Origin of the sequence: Pseudomonas sp. NMS19W (genome assembly GCF_051554255.1) — a bacterium.
GTDB lineage: Bacteria > Pseudomonadota > Gammaproteobacteria > Pseudomonadales > Pseudomonadaceae > Aquipseudomonas > Aquipseudomonas kribbensis.
This window is the reverse complement of sequence record NZ_CP136718.1, coordinates 2,262,660-2,284,128: the sequence shown is the minus strand read 5'-3', so window position 1 is coordinate 2,284,128 and position 21,469 is coordinate 2,262,660. Positions and strand designations below refer to the sequence as shown.

General features: G+C 60.7%; 17 protein-coding genes and 5 pseudogenes. 13 read left to right on the top strand and 9 right to left on the bottom strand.

The annotated features are described in order from the left end of the window. Positions 1 to 26 precede the first annotated feature (26 nt). The 7 genes and pseudogenes from fdhD to R1A29_RS10370 all read left to right on the top strand — a co-directional run bounded on the left by fdhD (position 27) and on the right by R1A29_RS10370 (position 6,806). Positions 27 to 870 (top strand): annotated as a pseudogene (gene fdhD, locus R1A29_RS10400) (formate dehydrogenase accessory sulfurtransferase FdhD). Further along, the gene (gene moaC, locus R1A29_RS10395; protein ID WP_085698780.1) at positions 867 to 1,352 is read left to right on the top strand and encodes a cyclic pyranopterin monophosphate synthase MoaC; all 486 of its coding nucleotides are present in this window, start codon (positions 867 to 869) and stop codon (positions 1,350 to 1,352) included. The pseudogene fdhD and the gene moaC overlap by 4 nt, the downstream one beginning before the upstream one ends. Next, a pseudogene (locus R1A29_RS10390) lies at positions 1,349 to 1,599 on the top strand (MoaD/ThiS family protein). Before moaC ends, R1A29_RS10390 begins: the two are co-directional and overlap by 4 nt. A 3-nt stretch (positions 1,600 to 1,602) precedes the next feature. Beyond that, a complete protein-coding gene (gene moaE / locus R1A29_RS10385; protein ID WP_438301384.1) occupies positions 1,603 to 2,064 on the top strand; it encodes a molybdopterin synthase catalytic subunit MoaE in 462 nt (153 codons plus the stop codon). A 294-nt stretch (positions 2,065 to 2,358) separates the two neighbouring features. Continuing rightward, positions 2,359 to 3,702 carry a chromate efflux transporter gene (chrA, locus tag R1A29_RS10380; RefSeq protein ID WP_438301383.1) on the top strand — a complete coding sequence of 448 codons (1,344 nt, stop codon included), beginning with the start codon at positions 2,359 to 2,361 and terminating at the stop codon, positions 3,700 to 3,702. 422 nt (positions 3,703 to 4,124) lie between these two features. Then, positions 4,125 to 5,489, top strand: a complete 1,365-nt coding sequence (locus tag R1A29_RS10375; protein ID WP_438301382.1) for a glutamine synthetase family protein — start codon at positions 4,125 to 4,127, stop codon at positions 5,487 to 5,489. Positions 5,490 to 5,522: 33 nt separating this feature from the next. Next, complete coding sequence (locus tag R1A29_RS10370) at positions 5,523 to 6,806, top strand: NAD(P)/FAD-dependent oxidoreductase (RefSeq protein ID WP_438301381.1); 1,284 nt, start codon at positions 5,523 to 5,525, stop codon at positions 6,804 to 6,806. A 49-nt stretch (positions 6,807 to 6,855) separates the two neighbouring features. Here R1A29_RS10370 and R1A29_RS10365 read toward each other — a convergent pair whose 3' ends face one another. From R1A29_RS10365 to R1A29_RS10345, 5 genes and pseudogenes are all read right to left on the bottom strand, one after another. Further along, positions 6,856 to 7,641 (bottom strand): DeoR/GlpR family DNA-binding transcription regulator, encoded by a 786-nt coding sequence (locus tag R1A29_RS10365; protein WP_438301380.1) that lies wholly within the window; start codon positions 7,639 to 7,641, stop codon positions 6,856 to 6,858. 292 nt (positions 7,642 to 7,933) lie between these two features. Next, on the bottom strand, positions 7,934 to 8,953 hold the full coding sequence (locus R1A29_RS10360; RefSeq protein ID WP_438301379.1) for an AbrB family transcriptional regulator: 1,020 nt from the start codon (positions 8,951 to 8,953) through the stop codon (positions 7,934 to 7,936). A 28-nt stretch (positions 8,954 to 8,981) separates the two neighbouring features. After that, complete coding sequence (locus R1A29_RS10355; protein ID WP_438301378.1) at positions 8,982 to 9,404, bottom strand: HD domain-containing protein; 423 nt, start codon at positions 9,402 to 9,404, stop codon at positions 8,982 to 8,984. Positions 9,405 to 9,419: 15 nt separating this feature from the next. Further along, positions 9,420 to 9,808, bottom strand: a pseudogene (locus R1A29_RS10350) (hypothetical protein). Positions 9,809 to 10,009: 201 nt separating this feature from the next. Then, a complete protein-coding gene (locus R1A29_RS10345) occupies positions 10,010 to 10,435 on the bottom strand; it encodes a hypothetical protein (protein ID WP_248738941.1) in 426 nt (141 codons plus the stop codon). 590 nt (positions 10,436 to 11,025) lie between these two features. Here R1A29_RS10345 and R1A29_RS10340 point away from each other — a divergent pair. Together R1A29_RS10340 and R1A29_RS10335 are read left to right on the top strand one after the other, a co-directional pair. Continuing rightward, complete coding sequence (locus R1A29_RS10340) at positions 11,026 to 11,310, top strand: fructose-bisphosphate aldolase (RefSeq protein WP_438301377.1); 285 nt, start codon at positions 11,026 to 11,028, stop codon at positions 11,308 to 11,310. Positions 11,311 to 11,510: 200 nt separating this feature from the next. After that, positions 11,511 to 11,861: a hypothetical protein gene (locus R1A29_RS10335; RefSeq protein WP_438301376.1), complete on the top strand. Its 351-nt coding sequence runs from the start codon at positions 11,511 to 11,513 to the stop codon at positions 11,859 to 11,861. Between the two features lie 133 nt (positions 11,862 to 11,994). On the opposite strand, the pseudogene R1A29_RS10330 reads toward R1A29_RS10335, so the two are convergent. From R1A29_RS10330 to R1A29_RS10315, 4 genes and pseudogenes are all read right to left on the bottom strand, one after another. Further along, positions 11,995 to 12,542 (bottom strand): annotated as a pseudogene (locus tag R1A29_RS10330) (cupin domain-containing protein). A 205-nt stretch (positions 12,543 to 12,747) separates the two neighbouring features. After that, on the bottom strand, positions 12,748 to 14,031 hold the full coding sequence (locus R1A29_RS10325) for an NAD(P)/FAD-dependent oxidoreductase (RefSeq protein ID WP_438301375.1): 1,284 nt from the start codon (positions 14,029 to 14,031) through the stop codon (positions 12,748 to 12,750). A 52-nt stretch (positions 14,032 to 14,083) separates the two neighbouring features. Next, positions 14,084 to 15,574, bottom strand: coding sequence for an aldehyde dehydrogenase (locus R1A29_RS10320; RefSeq protein WP_438301374.1), 1,491 nt, complete (start codon positions 15,572 to 15,574; stop codon positions 14,084 to 14,086). 249 nt (positions 15,575 to 15,823) lie between these two features. Beyond that, entirely contained in the window at positions 15,824 to 17,200 is a 1,377-nt protein-coding gene (locus R1A29_RS10315; RefSeq protein ID WP_438301373.1) for a glutamine synthetase family protein, read from the bottom strand. Positions 17,201 to 17,482: 282 nt separating this feature from the next. Between R1A29_RS10315 and R1A29_RS10310 the strand changes: the two genes are divergently transcribed. The 4 genes and pseudogenes from R1A29_RS10310 (at position 17,483) to R1A29_RS10295 (ending at position 21,400) form a co-directional block, all read left to right on the top strand. Next, positions 17,483 to 18,244 carry a gamma-glutamyl-gamma-aminobutyrate hydrolase family protein gene (locus tag R1A29_RS10310; protein ID WP_438301372.1) on the top strand — a complete coding sequence of 254 codons (762 nt, stop codon included), beginning with the start codon at positions 17,483 to 17,485 and terminating at the stop codon, positions 18,242 to 18,244. 220 nt (positions 18,245 to 18,464) lie between these two features. Continuing rightward, positions 18,465 to 19,608, top strand: a pseudogene (potA, locus tag R1A29_RS10305) (polyamine ABC transporter ATP-binding protein). Positions 19,609 to 19,637: 29 nt separating this feature from the next. Next, entirely contained in the window at positions 19,638 to 20,519 is an 882-nt protein-coding gene (locus R1A29_RS10300) for an ABC transporter permease subunit (RefSeq protein WP_371321054.1), read from the top strand. Next, a complete protein-coding gene (locus R1A29_RS10295; RefSeq protein ID WP_085708655.1) occupies positions 20,516 to 21,400 on the top strand; it encodes an ABC transporter permease subunit in 885 nt (294 codons plus the stop codon). The genes R1A29_RS10300 and R1A29_RS10295 overlap by 4 nt, the downstream gene beginning before the upstream one ends. The last annotated feature ends 69 nt before the right edge of the window (positions 21,401 to 21,469 follow it).

The window sequence follows — 21,469 nt, the reverse complement described above, 5'->3', positions numbered from 1 at the left end:
ACTTCAGCGCTTCGGGGATTTTCAAGATGCTGTGCCAGGTTGAACAACTCATCGAATCGGGCGATGCCAACGCCCCCGCGCCACAACCGGCGCAAGTGGCTTATCGCGAATACCTCGACGACGCGCCGCTGTCCCACGCGGCCCTCGCGGCGGAAATTGCATTGGCCATCAGCTACAACGGCCTGAATCAAGCCGTGATGATGGTCTCGCCCGGCAACATCGAGGACTTCATTCGCGGCTTCAGCCTGAGTAACGCCATCGTCGACAGCCTCGATGATATTCATGACATCCGACTGACCCATTTCGACCAGGCCTGCCAGGCCGACGTGCAGATTTCCAGTCGCGCGTTCTGGGCCCTGAAAGATCATCGCCGGCAGATGGCGGGCACCAGCGGTTGCGGCCTCTGCGGTGTGGAGGCCCTTGAGCAGGCCCTTGCCGCAACTGGAGATCCTGACGCCGACACCGTTGCCACTCGCCGCGCATTTCGACGGTATCCGCCAACGCATCGAACAGGCCCAGCAACTGGCCCGCAGCAGCGGTGCCCTGCATGCGGCGCTTTACTTCGACGCCGACGGCGAAGCGCTGCTGTGCCGCGAAGACATCGGCCGCCACAACGCCCTCGACAAGCTGATCGGCGCCCTGCAATTCGAAGGCCTCGATGCGCGTCAGGGCTTCGTCGTGGTCACCAGCCGTTGCAGTCTTGAACTGATCCACAAAGCCGTGCGCGCCCGCCTCGGCACCCTCGTCAGCCTGTCCGCCCCCACCGCGTTGACCGTGCGCTGGGCGCTCAAACACCACTTGAACCTGATCCACGTCCCGCACCGCAACGCCCCCCGAATCTACAGCCCGATCCAGGAGCCAACCGCATGAGCGACACCCTCACCCACCTCGACGATCAGGGCCGCGCCAACATGGTCGACGTCAGTGACAAAGCTGCGACCCGCCGTGAAGCCACCGCGCAAGCCTGGGTGCAGATGCGTCCGGAAACCCTGCAAATGATCCAGTCCAACGGCCACCCCAAGGGCGACGTGTTCGCCGTGGCGCGGATCGCCGGGATTCAGGCCGCCAAGCGCACCCACGAGTTGATTCCCCTGTGTCACGCGCTGCTGCTCAGTTCGATCCATGTCGAGCTCAAGGCTTGCGAACCGGACCGTGTGCAGATCACCAGCACCTGCCGCCTCACCGGCCAGACCGGCGTCGAACTCGAAGCCCTGACCGCCGCCAGCGTCGCCGCGCTGACCATCTACGACATGTGCAAAGCGGTGGACCGGGCGATGGTCATCGGCGACATCCGCCTGCTGAGCAAACAGGGCGGCCGCTCAGGACACTTCCAATGGGAGAACCCGCAATGATTCTGATCAACTACTTCGCCAGCTACCGTGACCGGCTCAATCTTGGGGGGAAAAGATTCCGGCCAGCAGCGCCCTCGCGTGTGTCGAAGATGTGCGGCAGATGCTGATGCAGCGTGGTGATCTGTGGCGTGAAGTGCTCGGCGCCGGCAACCTGATGTGTGCGGTGAACCAGGAGCTGTGCCAACCGGATCAGGCGATCGAGGATTTCGACGAGATTGCGTTTTTCCCGCCGGTCACGGGAGGTTGAACCATGGGGGTTCGAGTCCAGCGTAAAGGCTTCGATGCCGGTCAGTTGATTGCGAATCTGCATGCGCGCAATCCACGGGTGGGCGCGGTGGTGAATTTCATTGGTTATGTGCGGGATCTGAACGTCGGGCAGTCGGTGACCGAGCTGTTTCTGGAGCACTATCCGGGCATGACCGAAAAGGCTCTGGAGCAGATTGCCGAACAGGCCCGCGAACGCTGGCCGTTGCTGGCGGTGGAGATTGTGCATCGGGTCGGCGCGCTGTCGGTGAGCGAGCCGATCGTGTTTGTTGGCGTCAGCAGCAAGCATCGGCATGCGGCGTTCGAGGCCTGTGCTTTCATCATGGATGTGCTGAAGACCCGTACGCCGTTCTGGAAACGTGAGACTACGCCGGAGGGTTCGCATTGGGTCGAAGCGCGGGAGAGTGATCAGAATGCGGCGTTTCGCTGGAGTCTGGCGCATGCCTGACGATCGCCCCCTCACCCTAGCCCTCTCCCGGAGGGAGAGGGAACCGATTGGGGGATATTTCAGAAAAACGCCGACCTGAACGTATAGCGTTGAATCCGAATGCCGGTCTGAGGGCGGTGTGCCGAATCCATAATCGACTCGGACTTTCAGGTCGATGTTTGACGCAAGACACCTCGGTCGGCCCCCTCTCCCTCCGGGAGAGGGTTGGGTTGGGGTGAGGGCAAGGCAGACGCCACAAATTCACAAAAGCCTGATTAGATAGCATCTCCGACAAAACCAACCTTGGAGCCTCGTTTGAGCACTACGCCCAACGACTTGCCCAAACCAGATGCCATCCCCCTGCGCCAAACCTGGCCCTTCTGGCTAAAACTCGGCTGCATCGGCTTCGGCGGCCCCGCCGGGCAGATCGCGATCATGCATCAGGAGTTGGTGGAGCGCCGGCGCTGGATTTCCGAGCGGCGCTTCCTGCACGCACTCAACTACTGCATGTTGCTGCCCGGCCCCGAGGCCCAGCAACTGGCGACCTACATTGGCTGGCTGCTGCACCGAACCCGTGGCGGCGTGCTGGCCGGGGCGCTGTTTGTGCTGCCGTCGCTGCTGATTCTGATTGCCCTGTCGTGGGTGTACATCGCGTTTGGCGACGTACCGGTGGTGGCCGGGGTGTTCTACGGAATCAAACCGGCGGTGACCGCGATTGTGTTGCACGCGGCCCATCGCATCGGCTCCCGGGCCTTGAAAAATGGCTGGTTGTGGGCAATTGCCGGAGCGGCGTTCGTGGCGATCTTCGCCTTCAACGTGCCATTCCCACTGATCGTGCTCGGTGCAGCATTGATCGGGTATTTCGGCGGACGCTGGGCGCCGCAGCGGTTCAACAATGGCGGTCATCGAGGCAGCGAAAAGTCCTTCGGCCCGGCGCTGATCGATGACGACACCCCACCACCCGAACATGCGCGGTTCAGCCTGCCGAGGCTGGTGCGTCTGGTGCTGATCGGTGCATTGCTGTGGTGCCTGCCGATGGCGCTGCTGACGATGTTGTTCGGCTGGGAAGGCACCTTCACCCAGATGGGCTGGTTCTTCACCAAAGCGGCGCTGCTGACCTTCGGCGGCGCTTACGCGGTGCTGCCCTACGTGTATCAGGGCGCGGTCGGGCATTACGGCTGGCTGACGCCGACGCAGATGATCGACGGCCTGGCCCTGGGCGAAACCACGCCGGGGCCGCTGATCATGGTGGTGGCGTTTGTCGGGTTCGTCGGCGCCTACTTGCAACCGAGGTTCGGTGCGGAACATGCGTTTGCCGCCGGTGCGCTGGCGGCGACGTTGGTGACCTGGTTCACCTTCCTGCCCTCGTTCCTGTTCATTCTCGCCGGCGGGCCGCTGGTCGAGTCGACCCACAACGAACTGAAGTTCACCGCACCGCTGACGGCGATCACCGCTGCCGTGGTCGGGGTGATCCTCAATCTCGCATGTTTCTTTGCTTACCACGTGTTCTGGCCCAAGGGTTTTGCCGCACAGCCTGATTTTTTTGCGCTGTTGCTCGCCCTCGCCGCCACCCTCGGGCTGTTTGTTTTCAAGCGCGGGGTGATCGAGGTGTTGATCGTTTGCGCCCTCGTCGGGCTGGGGTTTCATCTGCTGCGCTGAGCCGGTGGCTTGCCGCGCGCATCGGAATCAGGCGTTTACTTATCCCGGACTTCCCCCTTACTATCCAGCCACACCGGCATGGCGGGACACTCCCGCCGCCGACGTTTTCCGCCAACGGAAACACGCGTCATGAGCACGTCACTACAACAATCAGAATCGTTGAACGTCTCTGCACTGTGCGCCCTCCTTCACAGGGGCCGCGCATGAATCGCATCGTCAATCTCCCCATGGCCCTGAGCCGTTCCAAGCTGCGTCACTCCGCACGCCCGCCGGATATCTGCCTGCCCGTCTGATCGCGCCGTTAAAAACCGCGACAGCTCCCCTCTTTTTTCGATATCCCTGCCAGGACGCCCGCGCCTTTTGCCGAGCTGCGTCCGGCCCGAATCTGCGCGCCTGTGCGGCGCCATCGTGAGTGATTGATTATGAAATTCGCAGCCATTGAAGACGCACGTCATTTTCTCGATCAAAACCCCGACATCGACATGATCGAGCTGTTCATCCTCGACGCCAACGGCGTGCCGCGCGGCAAGCTGTTGCACCGCGAAGAACTGCTCGCCGTGTACGAAAGCGGTCGCCCGCTGCCAAGCACCATCCTCGGCCTGACCGTGCACGGCGAGGACGTGGAAAACTCCGGTCTGGTGTGGGACGTCGGCGACATCGACTGCCGCGCCTACCCGCTGGAAGGCAGTCTGGTGCGCCTGCCGTGGCGGCAGATTCCGACTGCGGCGGTGCAGGTCAGCATGCACCCGGAACAAGGCATGCCGGCGAGCATTGCCGATCCGCGTCACCTGCTGATCAAGGTCATCGACGCCCTCAAGGCCGAGGGTTACCACCCGGTGATGGCCTGCGAGTTGGAGTTCTATCTACTCGACGCGAAACGCGATCACAACGGCCGCCCGCAACCGGCGCTGGATGCCGACGGGGGCCGACCGAGGCACACGCAGGTCTATGGTTTGCGTGAGCTGGAGCAGATCGAACCGTTCCTCGCCGACCTCTACAGCGCCTGCAAACTGCACGGCATTCCGGCGCGCACGGCGATCTCGGAATACGCGCCGGGCCAGGTGGAAATCACCCTTGAACACGGCGATGCGCTGGAAGCGATGGACCAGGCCGTGCGCTACAAACGGCTGGTCAAAGCCGTGGCGCACAAGCACGGCATGCAGGCAACGTTCATGGCCAAACCCTTCGACGATCTGGCGGGCACCGGCATGCACATGCACGTCAGCCTCGCCGATGCCGAGGGGCGAAATCTGTTTGCCTCCGAAGATCCGGCCGGCACCCCGCTGCTGCGCACGGCGATTGGCGGGATGCTCGCCTCGTTGCTCGATTCGCTGCTGCTGTTCTGCCCCAACGCCAACTCCTACCGCCGCTTCCAGGCCAACAGCTACGCGCCGCTGGCACCGACCTGGGGCGTCGACAACCGCACCGTCAGCCTGCGCGTGCCCGGCGGCCCGGCCAACACCCGGCACATCGAACACCGCATCTGCGGCGCCGATGCCAACCCGTATCTGGCGGCCGCGGCGATTCTCGCGGGCATTCATCGCGGCATAAAAGAAGACATCGATCCGGGCGAACCGGTGCAAGGCAATGGCTATGCGCAGGCGAAGGAATTGCTGCCGACTGACTGGCTGACCTCTCTCATCGCACTGGAAAAATCGGCCTGGGCACGGGATGCGCTGGGGCAGGAGTTTCTCGGGGTGTATCTGGCGGTGAAGCGTGCGGAATACCGGCAGTTCATGGCTGAAGTGGGTGAGCAGGACTGGCGCTGGTACCTGACCGAAGCCTGATCCTTTTTTCCTCTTTTTGCCTTGGATACCGACATGACTGAACGCAGCAATTCCTACTACACCGCCACCCTCAACCGCGACACCGACTACCCGACCCTGCAAGGCCGGCACAAGGTCGATGTGGTGATCATCGGCGGCGGTTTCACCGGTGTCGCCACGGCCGTCGAACTGGCGGAAAAAGGCCTGAAAGTCGCCATCGTCGAAAGCCACAAGATCGGCTGGGGCGCTACCGGGCGCAATGGCGGACAGGTCACCGGCAGCCTGTCCGGCGACGGCGCGATGCGCAAACAGATGCGCAACACCTTGGGCGATGAGGTCGACGACTTCATCTGGCACCTGCGCTGGCGCGGCCACGAAATCATCAAGCAGCGGGTCGAGAAATACGCCATCGATTGCGACCTCAAACACGGCCACTTGCACGCGGCCTACAAGCCGAGCCACATGGCCGGTTTGCGCAGCGATTACGACGAAGCCGTGCGTCGCGGCATGGGCGATGAAGTCAGCCTGCTCGACCGCAGCCAGGTGCGCGATCTGCTGCAAAGCGACCTCTATCACGGCGCGATCAAGAACACCCGCAACATGCATCTGCACCCGCTCAACCTGTGCATCGGCGAGGCGCGGGCGGCGGAAAGCCTGGGCGCGCTGATCTTCGAAAACAGCGAAGTACTGGAGATCATCCACGGCGACAGTCCGGGCGTGCGCACGGCCCATGGCCGGATCGACGCCAATCAGGTGCTGCTGGCCGGCGACGTCTACCACAAGCTCGAACCTGGCCAGCTCAAGGGCAAGATCTTCCCGGCCATGGGCGGCATCGTCACCACCGAACCGCTGGGGGATCTGGCCCGGCAGATCAACCCCGAAGACCTCGCCGTTTACGACTGCCGTTTCGTCCTCGACTACTACCGCCTCACCGCCGACGGCCGCCTGCTGTTCGGCGGCGGCGCCAACTACAGCGGCAAGGACTCACGGGACATCGCCGGCGAACTGCGGCCGTGCATCGAACAGACCTTCCCGGCGCTCAAAGGGGTGAAAATCGATTACCAGTGGAGCTGCGCGATGGGCATCGTCATCAACCGCATCCCGCAATTGGGCAAGCTCTCGGACAACATCTGGTATTGCCAGGGCTACTCCGGCCATGGCATCGCCACGACCCACATCATGGGCGAAATCATGAGCCGGGCGATCACCGGGCAGATACAGCAGTTCGACACGTTCGCCGCGTGCTCGCACATTCGCGTGCCGATGGGGGATCTGCTGGGGAATCCGATGCTGGCGGCGGGCATGTGGTACTACCAGATGCTGGAAAAACTGCGCTGATTGAACGGGCCCCATCGCGAGCGGTGGGGTCTTTTTTCGCTCCAAAACGTCAGTCCTGCAACTGTTCAACCTCAATCCCCAACCGCCGATAATCCTCGGCACTGCCCGACGCCAGATGCCGCTCGGTGATCAACGTCTGCACCCGGCTGCACGGCGCCACCACAAACGGCTCCACCGCCCCCAGCTTGTCCGCCGTGGTCACGGCAATCACCTGCGCCGCACTGTCGAACAACGCCTGTTTCACCGGCACCTCATCGAAATACAGCGAACTCAACCCCACCTCCGGATGAATCGCACACACCCCGGTAAACAACACGTCAGCCTTGATGCTTTGCAGCAGTCGCACCGTCTCGTGGCCACTGACCGACATCGTCGCCAGATTCAGTTGCCCGCCCGCCAGAATCACCTTGATCCCCTTGTATTCAGCCAGGGTGATCGCCGTCATCGGTGACGTGGTCACGGCGGTGATCGAAATGTCCGAGGGCAACGAACGGGCGATCTGCAACGTGGTGGTGCCGGAATCGAACAGCACGATCTGGCCATCCTTCACCCTTCCCGCCGCCAGCTGCGCAAGGCTGGTTTTCACCTCATCGGTTTCACTGATCCGCGTGAAATAATCCTTGCCGGTGTCCTTCGGTCGCGGCAACGCCCCGCCGTGCACCCGCTGCACCAGCCCGGCGTTGTCCAGCTCGGCCAGATCGCGGCGGATGGTGTCTTCGGACACCGCAAAATGCTGGCTCAACTCTGAAGCCATGACCTTGCCGTCTCGTTCGAGGATCAGCAGGATTTTCTGCCGACGCAGGGAGGGAAGCTCGGAAGCGGAATGATCGTGCATGGTTTTGCCTGTTTGTGCTTGTAGTTGCAGGTTTGGCGAGCCTAACCAATGCCTCTGCCAAACACAAACCGGCTGATATCAATTGTTTCGATCTTTGAAATCATGAAGCCGAATTTTTTCTTTGCTTTCAGCCTGTTCACAATGGCACCACTTCAATAAAGCTCAGGATGAACAGCTCATGAATCTCAATTTTGCGTTTGCATGCATGATCGTCGTGTCGTTTGCGATTGCCCTTGGACACGCGTGATTCAGTGGCACGCTCCCGCACAGCAGGTTCGGGAGCACAAACGGATCAAACCTCTTCCCGCGCCCGACGCACCTGCACCAACAACGCCGGCGCAAAGTGCAGCAGCACCATCCTCACCAGATGGTGAGTGAGGATGAACACCACGTTCAACCCGCCACCAAACGCCACAATGGCAATGGTCTCAATCGCCCCCGGCATGTAGGCCAGCCACAGCGACAACGCATCACTCCCCAACAACCGCGCCGCCACTTCGGCGAACCCCGCCGCGACCAGAATCATCAAACCCACCGACACCAGTGCCGTGCGGCCATGACGTCCCAGTTCCGCGAGTCCAAGGCCCTGGAAGCGTGAGCCGATCCGCACACCGAGAATCAACGCCGCCAGATTCAGGCTCCAGTCCGGCATGTGAAAGCCGTGTAGCCATCCCGATTTCAAGAACACGGCCGTCAGGATAATCGCCGTCAACATGAACGGCGCCGGCACACCAATCGCCAGCAGCAAACGCCCGACCACAATGCTCGAAATGATCAACGAAAACACGGTCAACGCCATGCCCGTGGACAGCGGATCGACCTCGGCCACCGCGACCGCCGCCTGACCGGGAATCAGCAAACTCACCAGCACCGTGATCAGCAGCAGCCGCATCAGGTGCACGATGATGACCTTGCTCGATGCCTGATGCGATTCCAGCAAATCAAACACCGCCGCCAACGCCCCCGGATACACCGCCAGCAAGGCGTCGGTACGATTCCACCCTGCCCCGCGCGCCAGCCACCAGGCGGACAGCGCCACTTGTACTGTCAGGCACAGCAGCAACAGCCCGAGGCTTGGCAACATCGTCGAGACGGTCGCACTGTCCCAGGCCTCGAACATCAAGCCTGTGGCGATGCCGAGGGTGACCTGGATGTAACCCAAGCCGTAAGGAGTTCTGGGCGCGAAGCCAAATTTGGTGGCAGCCAGTGCGGTGACAAGGATCGAGCCCAACAGCAAGCCGTGAGGCACGCCTTCGAACTGCAACAGCGCGCCGAATCCGGCAGCGATCAACAGACACAGAATGGATTTCATGGTCGCCTTCCTGGCTATTCAAATGACGTCAGGCGCGCAACCGTCCAATCGCCCGCCGATACTTTTCGACCCGCTCCAGATCCTCCCAACTCGGGGAAGCAATCCGCGACAGATCGCTGTTCTCTTCCAGATCCGCCAGTTTCACCACCCGTCCGATCGAGTTCTGCGCGGCGCGCTCGACGAAGTCCTCGTAGGACTCGCCGGGCACTTTGGTCACCGACTCGATGGCCGACAAAACCTCTTCGCTGAAGCCTTCCTTACGCAAATCATCCAGGCTGATGCCGCTATCCTCGACCACATCGTGCAGCACCGCGACGATGCGTTCTTCCAGACTGCTCATGCGCAACATGACTTTCAGCGGATGCAAAATGTACGGCGCACCACCCTTGTCCACCTGCCCGGCATGGGCCGTGGCGGCTATGGCAATGGCGCGTTCCAGAGTCTGAGTCATGGGCGTTTCCTCGGGTCAGACGCCGTACCGGCCGCCAATATAGAAATGACGCTTGAACCAGCGCCCGATCGCCCGCAAACGCCCGGTCGGCTGCGCCGGCTCGGCGTAGCGCTGGAGAATCAGCGAAACCAGATCAGCCTGACTCTCCCCGGATGCGCATCCAGCAACTCGGCCACCCAGGCGCAATTGGCCTTCTTCAAATGCTCGCGCCACTCCCCGGGCCAGCCATCCAGCTCATCCAGCGCCAGCCACCGCGCACCACCCTGCTCGACATGCCCGCCGCCAATCGATTGCTCGAAACAGAACGGCGTCGCCGGGCGGGACAGGTCGATGCTGAAGATGTAGATGTCCTGGGTCTTGTGCTGCGGCGTGGGGGCGTTGTTGCGATGGCCGATCTGAATCATGCGCGGTTCCGTCCGTGGGAGAGGCGTTACAACTTGTTTCGCAGTCTACGACGTGGTGCCGATGGGGGAAACCTTTGGCGATGAGCCGGGTTGTGGCAAGTGAAAAGGTTGACTGGGTGGTCCGGAAGGTCCATTTCAGTCGCCCATAAAAAAGGGACACCGTTGGGTATCCCTGTTTGCGTTTGGAATCAGGCCGATGGATCAGCGTTTCATCGCCTCACACCGCGCGCGCAAATCATGGTTGTCGATATTCCCGCAACTACTGCCGCCCGTCGTGGCATTGCAGTAGGCACGCTGGTCGTGGTCATCGATATTGCCGCAGGAACTGCCACCCTGCTCTGCGTTGCACCGTGCACGCAGGTCATGATCATCGATGTTGCCGCAACTGCTGCCGCTCTTTTTGGCGTTGCAGTAGGCGCGCTGGTCATGGTCGTCAATGTTGCCGCAGGAACTGCCGCCCATCTCCGCATTACACGCCGCCCGCAGATCGTGATTATCGATGTTGCCGCAACTGCTGCCGCTCTCCCTTGCATTGCAATAGGCACGCTGATCGTGGTCATCAATGTTGCCGCAACTGGCAAAGCTGTAGCCGCTCAACATCAACAACATTGCGAGTAATAGTCTCATCACACACTTCCATGGTTGACCAGGAACCAGCCTGGCACTGCTTGAGCCGATGAATGAGCGTCGCGACACGCCATCAAATTGACATCGGTTTTGGGGAAAGTTCCTGGGCGGGGGATGTGTGATGATTTTTTGATCTGAAAACGCCGTAGGAAATTACTCCGCGTGGTGAGGGAGCTTGTTCTTGTGGGGCTGCGAAGTGGTTACAAACCCGGCGAGTCATTTTCCCCTGTTACTCCACAGCCCTTGATTTACGCCGGCTGCGCCGCCGAGCCGGAGCGAACTCTCTGGCCAGAAGTAGTAATTTTGAGTCCTACAAGCTGATTGCGACGGTGGGAATCGGTGCCTAGAGTGGGTCTGTCGCCGAGCGAAATTGGCGATAGGGTTTCGCAGCCCTAGCGAGCTAAGTCCACACCCGGCACAATGCGGCCCGGCAACTTGCCTGTGCTTCATTTTCATGGCGGTTGTGCGTGGGAGACCTTCGGGTCTGCCGGGTCTTAGCTCCTCGGTCTGCGAACCCGCGCATAACTGCCACCCAACTCGTTTCGCAGCGAATGGTGGTAATTAACTTTCTGAGCTAAGGATTTTTACCCATGACAAGTAAGTCACCGCAGTGCAACTACGTCCCGATGTTCCACCCCGCCACTGACCATCCCGTCCTGTTCATCGATGCCAACGCCACACTGAGCGATCTTCACGCCTGCGTCAGCGAACGCCTCAGCGCAGTCCTCAAATACCTTGACCTCATGGCCTGCATCCGACTACCAGATCACGCCGAACAGGACATCAACACCGTTACCACCATTGCCAGAATCATCGTGCAGGACGTGAGTGATCTGTTTAGGGTGATTGAGAAGCGAAAATTTGATGTTCCGTAAATTTGCAACATCCGGTATGCGATCACTAGAGCACGAAATTTGCTATGCGCTAAAAGCGTGGCAAGCGCCGGAATATAGAGTCAATAATAAAACAGTATAAAAACTGTAACTTCTAACAGGTTCATCGAGAAGACAACCCCCCTACTCTCCCAGAACTGGAGATCTTGCGTCTCCTAATCGACCGAAAGAGGGCAGGAAAAATGGCAAACGACATTAGAGGTAATTACGATGGCGGCGACGGAAACATCTATCGCTTGGTGATCGATACTCAAAATGAGTCAAAGGGTAAATTTAGCGGCTATTTCAATAACAGTCAGACCAACCAATGGGAAAAAGTCAGTGGAGACTATCATTTTTTCTCCGATGGTCAGGACGAGACCGTGCTCAAGGTAACGACCTCGGTCGGAAACTGGGAATGGACCTCGGACCACGTCAACGGTAGCCCATCCTTCCAAACATGGACCGCTAAACTAAACGGCATCCAAACGGGCGGATTTTATCGAGAGCAAAACACACCACCTAAAGCACCTACCATGGCAGAGTTGCAATAGGGCCAGTAGCACGTTCAAACAGACACTAGCGCTGATCTGGCGCCGTTGAAAACCAAACAACCATGCTTTGTTACACAAGGCATGGTTGCTTCATTTATTTAGAAAACAATAAAGATTACATCGCATTGCTGCGTCAAAAATTCGCCGGCGTATTCGCACTAATAATCTCAGCCTCATCCGCCCCGATATTCCGGAACTTATGCGGCAGCGTCGTCGGGAAGTAATACCCGTCCCCCGCACTCAACACGCTCACCTGCCCATCCACCGTCAACTCCACGGTGCCGCGCGTCACCAACCCACACTCTTCACCCTCCGCGTGAACGATCGGCTCTTCCCCGGAACTCGCGCCCGGTGCGTATTGCTCACGCAGCAGGCGCATCTGGCGGCTGGGGACCGAGGCGCCGATGAGCAGCAGGCGCAGGCCGTGGCGGCCGAGGTCGGGTTGTTCGTTGGCGCGGAAGACGTATTGGTGTTCGCGGGGGGCTGGTCGAAGGTGAAGAAGTCGGCCAGGGACATCGGGATGCCTTCGAGCAGCTTTTTCAGTGAGCTGACGGAAGGACTGACACGATTCTGTTCGATCAGGGAGATGGTGGCATTGGTCACGCCGCTACGCCGGGCCAGCTCACGCTGGGAGAGTTTGTAGCTTTCGCGTACTAGTTTGAGTCGAGAACCCGTATCCATGACAGCCTTATGTGAGAACGACTTAAGGGTAATGGGGGTGGGTGGCGGGTGCCGCGCAAGGCGCGCGGATCACGTTGCTCCCGTGTCCCGGAACCGTGAAAGGCGGCTATTAAATCACGTTTGTCGGTGTTGCTCAGCAGGTTCGATGGACGGCACATGAAAAAGCCGGCAGCGCCCTTTTTGGGGGCGTCGCCGGCGAGGTAAATCAGATGCCGAAACGGTCGCGCAGCGAGTAATACACCGCGCCGAGGGCGGTCAGCGGGGCCGAGAAGGTACGGCCGCCGATCATCGGCATGTGTGGCAGCGAGGCGAAGGCGTCGAAGCGTTCGGCGTCGCCACGGATCATCTCCGAGATCAGTTTGCCGGCCAGGTGCGAGCACGTGACGCCGTGGCCGCTGTAGCCCTGCATGTAGTAGGCGTTTTTCTCGATGCGGCCGAATTGCGGCATGCGGGACATGGTCAGCAGGAAGTTGCCGGTCCAGCGGTAGTCGATTTTCACGTCCTTGAGCTGCGGGAAGGTCTTGAGGATCTTCGGGCGGATCAGGGTTTCGATGTCGTCCGGTTCACGGGCGCCGTAGACCACGCCGCCGCCGTAGAGCAGACGGTTGTCGGCGGTGAGGCGGTAGTAGTCGAGCAGGTAGTTGCAGTCTTCGACGCAATAGTTGTTGGTGATCAGGCTGCGGGCCTGCTTTTCGGTCAGCGGTTCGGTGACGCAGATCTGCGAGCCGCACGGCATGCTCTTGGCGGTCACACGGTTGTCGAGACCTTGCGGCAGGTAGGCGTTGCCGGCGATCAGCATGTACTTGGCGCGGACCTGGCCTTTGGCGGTGCGCACGACGTTGGGCTCGCCGTACTTGATTTCCACCGCAGCGGATTGCTCGTAGATCTTGCCGCCCAGACGCACGATGGCCGCAGCTTCGCCGAGGGCCAGGTTCAGCGGATGAATGTGGCCGCCCTGCATGTCCAGCAGACCGCCGACGTAGGCGTCGGAGCCGACTTCGCGGCGGATGTCCGCAGCGTCGAGCATCTTCAGGTTTTTATTGCCGTAACGTTCCCAGCTGCGTTTTTGTTCGGCGAGGCCCTTGAGCTGCTTGTTGTTCATCGCCGCGAAAATGCCGCCCGGGCGGTAGTCGCACTTGATGTCGTATTCCTTGATGCGCGAACGGATGATGTCGGCGCCTTCGAAGATCATGCTGCCGAGGATTTCCGCGGTCTTGTCGCCGTAGCGCTCTTCGATCACGTCGACGTCGCGGCTGTAGGAGTTGACCAGTTGACCGCCGTTGCGACCGCTGGCGCCGTAGCCGACTTTCGCCGCTTCCAGCACCGTCACCTTGTAGCCGGCTTCGCTCAGGAACAGCGCCGAAGACAGGCCGGTGTAGCCGGCGCCGATGATGCAGACATCGCACTCCACCGACTCTTCGAGGACCGGGAAATCGATCACTTCGTTACGGGTGGCGGCGTAGTAGCTGTTCACGTGTTGTTGTTTCATTTTTTTGTTCTCCGAGGGTCGCCGGTTGCAGGCGACCACCGCTGTAAAAGAGTCAGAGCTTGATCCAGGTCGCTTTCAGCTCGGTGTACTTGTCGAATGCGTGCAGCGATTTGTCGCGACCGTTGCCCGACTGTTTGAAGCCACCGAACGGCGCGGTCATGTCGCCGCCGTCGTACTGGTTGACCCACACGCTGCCGGCGCGCAGGCCACGGGTGAAGGTGTGGGCCTTGCTCAGGTTGCTGGTCCAGACCCCGGCGGCGAGGCCGAAGATGCTGTCGTTGGCGATCTGCAGCGCTTCTTCAACGGTGTCGAAGGTGATCAGCGACAGCACCGGGCCAAAGATTTCTTCCTTGGCGATGGTCATCGCGTTGGTCACACCGTCGAAAATCGTCGGCTCGATGTAAGTGCCACCGGTTTCCTCGAGGGTGCGCTGGCCGCCGGCGATCAGCTCGGCGCCCTGCTCCCGACCGATGCTGATGTAGCGCAGCACATTGTCCAGTTGACGCTGATCGACCACGGCACCGACGGTGGTCGCCGGATCGAGGGCATGACCCGGTTTCCACGCTTGCAGCGCTTCCACCAGCAGCGGGATGAATTGTTCGCGGATCGAACGTTCCACCAGCAGGCGCGAGCCGGCGGTGCAGACTTCGCCCTGGTTGAACGCAATGGCGCCGGCCGCCGCTTGTGCTGCCGCGCGCAAGTCCGGTGCGTCGGCAAACACCACGTTCGGGCTCTTGCCCCCTGCTTCGAGCCAGACGCGTTTCATGTTGCTTTGGCCGGCATAAATCATCAGTTGCTTGGCAATCGCCGTGGAGCCGGTGAAGGCCAGCACATCGACGTCCATGTGCAGCGCCAGCGCCTTGCCGACGGTGTGGCCGAAGCCTGGCAGGACGTTGAACACGCCTTTCGGAATGCCCGCATCCAGTGCGAGCTGCGCAATGCGGATCGCGGTCAGTGGGGATTTTTCCGAAGGCTTGAGAATGAACGAGTTACCCGCCGCCAGCGCCGGGGCGAATTTCCAGCTGGCCATGATCAGCGGGAAGTTCCACGGCACGATGGCCGCGACTACGCCCGCTGGTTCGCGAGTGACCAGACCGAGCTGGTCGTGCGGGGTGGCGGCGACTTCGTCGTAGATCTTGTCGATGGCCTCGGCGCTCCAGCGGATCGCGTTGGCGGTCGCCGGGATGTCGATGCTCATCGAGTCGCTGATCGGTTTGCCCATGTCGAGGGTTTCGAGCAGCGCCAGTTCTTCCCGGTGTTGCAGGATCAGGTCGGCGAAGCGGATCAGGATGCGCTTGCGCTCGGCCGGGGCCTTGTTGGCCCACACGCCGGAGTTGAAGGATTGGCGCGCGACTTCGACGGCGAGGTTGGCGTCGGCTTCATCGGTGCTGGCGACGGAGGCCAGGAAACGGCCGTCGACGGGGCTCAGGCATTCGAAGGTGTCGCCGCTGATCGCCGGGCGGTATTCGCCGTTGATGAAGGCGCGGGATTCGAGGGTCAGGGACTGGAAGCGTTGTTCCCAGTCGTTGCGGGTCGTTGTCATGGTGGTGGCTCGACGCGGGGGAATTTGGGGGTGTCTGGGTCTGTGTTTGGCTTGAGATGGCTGCCCTCACCCTAGCCCTCTCCCGGAGGTAGAGGGGACCGACCGAAGTGTCTCGGGAGATGCACCGACCTGAACGACCGAGTCGAATATGGATTCGGTAAAAATCGTTCAGGTCGGCGGATTTTCCGAGCATCCCCCGGTCAGTCCCTCTCCCTTTGGGAGAGGGTTAGGGTGAGGGGCTTTTCAAAATCACACAGTATGCAGATACCAGTTGTACTCAAGGTCAGAGATCGAGTTTTCGAACTCGGCCAGCTCGCTTTCCTTGCACGCGACGAACACGTCGATGTACATCGGGTCGATGTAACGGGCCATGACTTCGCTGTCGTCCAGCTCACGCAGGGCGTCACGCAGGTTGTTCGGCAGGCTCTGTTCGTTCTGCTCGTAGCTGTTGCCTTCGACCGGGGCGCCCGGTTCGATCTGGTTGGTCAGGCCGTGGTGAATACCGGCCAGAACGGAAGCCATCAGCAGGTACGGGTTGGCGTCGGCGCCGGCGACACGGTGTTCGATGCGCACGGCGTCTGCCGAACCGGTCGGCACGCGGACGGCCACGGTGCGGTTGTCGATGCCCCAGCTCGGCGAGTTCGGCACGTAGAACTGCGCGCCGAAGCGACGGTACGAGTTGACGTTCGGACACAGGAAGGCCATTTGCGCAGGCAGGGTCTCCAGCACACCGCCGATCGCGTGGCGCAGCGCGGCGTTCTGCTCGGGATCCTCGCTGGCGAAGATGTTGTTGCCTTCCTTGTCCAGAATCGAAATGTGCACGTGCAGACCGTTGCCCGCCTGGCCCGGATACGGCTTGGCCATGAAGGTGGTGTCCATTTCGTGGTCGTAGGCGATGTTCTTCACCAGACGCTTGAGCAGGACGGCGTAGTCGCACGCTTTAACAGGATCGGAAACATGGTGCAGGTTGACTTCGAACTGCGCCGGGGCGCTTTCCTTGACGATGGCGTCGGCCGGGATGCCCTGCTCTTTCGCGCCTTCGAGGATGTCTTGCAGACAGTCGACGTATTCGTCGAGATCGTCGATCAGATAAACCTGAGTCGATACTGGACGCTTGCCCGACACCGGCGAACGGGGCGATTGCGGACGGCCGTTCACGTTGTCCTGGTCGATCAGGTAGAACTCGAGTTCGAACGCGGCGCAGATGGTCAGGCCCAGGTCGTCGAATTTGCGCACCACGTTGGCCAGCACTTCACGGGGGTCGGCGAAGAACGGCTCGCCTTCCAGTTCGTGCATGGTCATCAGCAGTTGAGCGGTCGGACGCTTCTGCCAGGGTTCGATGCTCAGGGTGCCGGGGATCGGGTAGCAGATACGGTCGGCGTCGCCGATGTCCAGGCCCAGACCGGTGCTTTCCACCGTGGAGCCATTGATGTCGAGGGCGAAAAGCGAGGCCGGCAGGTTGATGCCTTTTTCGTACACCTTATGAAGACTGGTGCGCTCGATGCGCTTGCCGCGCACCACACCGTTCATGTCTGCAATCAGAAGGTCGACGTACAAAACCTCAGGATGTTTCTTAAGGAATGCGTTTGCTTCGTTGAGTTGAACGGCACGCAGAGGGACCGACATGATGCACCTATTTAGCTGTTAATTATTATGTTCACTGCTGTTTCGCGGAGCCAGTCAACCCGAACGGCAAAGTGAAGTCAATAGCGAACACCTGGCCGTTCAGCGTTTATTTTTCGGGCTTTTTTTAACACTCTCGTGCCAACACAGGCGCCAGAGCCCCGGTCTTGATGACGATTTGATGAACGGCGTTTAGAATTTTTTACATGGGAGTTGTTAATTAAAATCAACGAGGCTAAGCTCCGGAAAAGCTCGTTCAAGTGTCAAACTTCGAGGTGAATAAAAATGGCATTCAAGCCATTGATCGGCGTTACTGCGTGCGTCAAACAGATTGGCCTGCACCCCTATCACATCAGCGGCGACAAGTACGTTCGCGCTGTCAGCGTTGCGGCGCTGGGGTTGCCCGTCGTCATTCCTTCCCTTGGCAAACTGACTGAAATCGAAGACCTGCTGGGTCAGCTCGACGGTCTGTTGCTGACCGGCTCGCCGTCCAACGTGGAACCCTTCCACTATCAGGGCCCGGCCAGCGCTCCCGGCACGGATCACGATCCGGCGCGGGATGCCACTACCCTTCCTCTATTGCGTGCAGCCATCGCGGCGGGCGTTCCGGTACTCGGCATCTGCCGGGGTTTCCAGGAAATGAACGTGGCGTTCGGCGGCAGCCTGCACCAGAAGGTGCATGAGCTGCCGGGCATGCTCGATCACCGCGAAGCCGACAGCCCGGATGTCGCCGTGCAGTACGCCCCGGCTCATGCCGTGTCGGTACTGCCCGGTGGCGTGTTCGAAGCGCTGGAGCTGCCGGGTGAATTCCAGGTCAACTCGATTCACAGTCAGGGCATCGACCACCTCGCTCCCGGCCTGCGCGCCGAAGCCGTGGCGCCGGACGGCCTGATCGAGGCGGTCTCGGTGGAGCACAGCCCGACCTTTGCCCTCGGCGTGCAATGGCACCCCGAATGGCAGGTGCTGGACAACCCGAACTACCTGCGGATTTTCCAGGCGTTCGGCGAGGCCTGCCGCCAGCGTGCGGCGCGACGCAACCAGCGCTGACGCCACCCAACGATTGCAAAACCATTTACTGCCCCCGCGGGGCTCGGCGGCTGCGCGTTTGCGCATCCGTCATCCGCGATCAGCAACACACCGCGAAAACAAAAAGCACCACCCGGCAGCCAGGACGGCGGCGCCGAACAACCCGCACGGTGCGGGTCTGCAATCCACTCTTAAGCCAGGCCGCGTTGGCCCGGCGACTGAAACCTGTTGGGAGTTTCACATGGCAAACGCCTCCAGCACTTACAGGAAGGCTCTTGAAGGTCATCAGCAACCGAAAAAGGTTCTGGTGAAAGTCGATCGAGTCACCAAGAAGTTCGACGAAACCACCGCTGTGGACGATGTGTCCCTGGAGATCCATCAGGGCGAAATCTTCGCCCTGCTCGGCGGCTCCGGCTCGGGCAAATCGACCCTGCTGCGCATGCTCGCCGGTTTCGAGCGGCCGACTGAAGGACGCATTCTGCTCGACGGTGTCGACATCACCGACATGCCGCCATACGAGCGGCCGATCAACATGATGTTCCAGTCCTACGCCCTGTTCCCGCACATGACGGTCGCGCAGAACATCGCCTTCGGCCTCAAGCAGGACCGTTTGCCGGCCAGCGAAATCGACGCCCGCGTCGAGGAGATGCTGCGCCTCGTACACATGACCCAATACGCCAAGCGCCGCCCGCATCAACTGTCCGGCGGCCAGCGTCAGCGCGTGGCCCTCGCCCGCTCCCTGGCCAAGCGTCCGAAGCTGTTGCTGCTCGACGAACCGATGGGCGCACTGGATAAAAAAGCTGCGTTCGCAGATGCAGCTGGAACTGGTGGAAATCATCGAGCGCGTCGGCGTGACCTGCGTGATGGTGACCCACGACCAGGAAGAGGCCATGACCATGGCCGAGCGCATCGCGATCATGCACCTGGGCTGGATCGCCCAGATCGGCAGCCCGGTCGACATCTATGAAGCACCGGTCAGCCGCATGGTCTGCGAATTCATCGGCAACGTGAACGCCTTCGACGGCACCGTGGTCGAGGACCTCGAAGGTCACGCGATCATTCACAGCCCGGACTTGCAGCAAAAGATCTACGTCGGTCATGGCGTCAGCACGTCGGTGCAGGACAAGTCGATCACCTACGCGATCCGCCCGGAAAAAATGCTGGTCAGCACGATCAAGCCGGAGACCCGCTACAACTGGTCCGAAGGCAAGGTGCATGACATCGCCTACCTCGGCGGCCACTCGGTGTTCTACGTCGAATTGCCGAGCGGCAAGATCGTCCAGTCGTTCATGGCCAACGCCGAACGCCGTGGCGCGCGGCCGACCTGGGACGACAAGGTCTACGTCTGGTGGGAAGACGACAGCGGCGTGGTACTGCGCTCATGAGAACCTTCAATCAGCAATTCCTGCGCCTGGTGCCCAGCGGGCGAAAGTTCGTCATCGGCATCCCGTTCATCTGGCTGTTCCTGTTCTTCATGCTGCCGTTCTTTCTGGTGATGAAGATCAGCTTCTCGGAAGCCGCGCTGTCGATCCCGCCGTACTCGGAGATCTACACCTACGCCGAACAGAAATTCCAGCTGTTCCTGAACATCGGCAACTACACCATGCTCGGCGAAGACGAGCTGTACCTGTCGGCCTACCTCGGTTCGCTGAAGGTCGCGGCACTGAGCACGATGATGTGCCTGGTGATCGGTTTCCCGATGGCTTACGCGATCACCAAGGCCAGCAAGGAAGCGCAAAACGTCCTGCTGCTGTTGATCATGATGCCGACCTGGACCGCAATCCTGATCCGCGTTTACGCGTGGATGGGCATCCTCAGCAACAACGGTTTACTCAACGCATTCCTGATGTGGACCGGGCTCACCGATCACCCGATCGAGATCCTCAACACCAACACCGCCGTGTATATCGGCGTGGTGTACGCCTATCTGCCATTCATGGTGCTGCCGCTCTACGCCAACCTGGTGAAGCACGACGGCAGCCTGCTGGAAGCCGCGCAGGATCTGGGCTCGAGCAACTTCAACAACTTCTGGAAAATCACCGTGCCGCTGGCCAAGAACGGCATCATCGCCGGCTGCATGCTGGTGTTCATTCCGGTGGTGGGCGAGTTCGTGATTCCGGAACTGTTGGGTGGCCCGGAGACCCTGATGATCGGTCGCGTGCTGTGGCAAGAGTTCTTCAATAACCGCGACTGGCCGGTGGCGTCCGCCCTGGCGGTGGTGATGCTGTTGATCCTGATTGTGCCGATCCTGCTGTTCAACCGCAGCCAGGCCAAAGAGATGGAGGGACGGGGATGAAACGCTTCGGATTTTCAAAGTTCATGCTGATCTTCGGCCTGATGTTCATCTATCTGCCGATGCTGATTCTGGTGATCTACTCGTTCAACGCCTCCAAACTGGTGACGGTCTGGGGCGGCTGGTCGGTGAAGTGGTACGTCGGCCTGCTCGACAACACGCAACTGATGGGCTCGGTGGTGCGCTCGCTGGAAATCGCCTGCTACACCGCCGTCGCGGCGGTAGCGCTGGGCACCCTCGCCGCGTTCGTGCTGACCCGCGTGACGCGCTTCAAGGGTCGTACATTGTTCGGTGGTCTGGTGACCGCGCCGCTGGTGATGCCTGAGGTAATTACCGGTCTGTCGCTGTTGCTGCTGTTCGTGGCGATGGCGCAACTGATCGGCTGGCCGCAGGAGCGTGGCATCGTCACGATCTGGATCGCCCACACCACGTTTTGTGCCGCTTATGTGGCGGTGGTAGTCTCCGCCCGCTTGCGTGAGCTGGACCTGTCGATCGAAGAAGCGGCGATGGATCTGGGCGCGAAACCGTTCAAGGTGTTTTTCCTGATCACCATCCCGATGATCGCGCCGTCGCTGGCAGCGGGCGGCATGATGTCGTTCGCCCTGTCGCTGGACGATCTGGTGCTGGCGAGCTTCGTGTCGGGGCCTGGTTCCACCACCCTGCCGATGGAAGTGTTCTCGGCCGTGCGTCTGGGCGTGAAGCCCGAGATCAACGCCGTGGCCAGCCTGATTCTGCTGGCGGTGTCGCTGGTGACCTTCCTCGTCTGGTACTTCGGCCGCAAGGCAGAAGCCAACCGCAAGCGGGCGATTCAGGAAGCGATGGATCAGACCGCCAACGAATCGTGGCAGCAACCGCAACCTCAACGAGTGGCAGCGACAGCCTGAGTACCGGGTGGCGAGGGAGGCTCTCCCTCGCCACCGATTCACTGAAATTCCGCTTTGTGTTTTTGAATA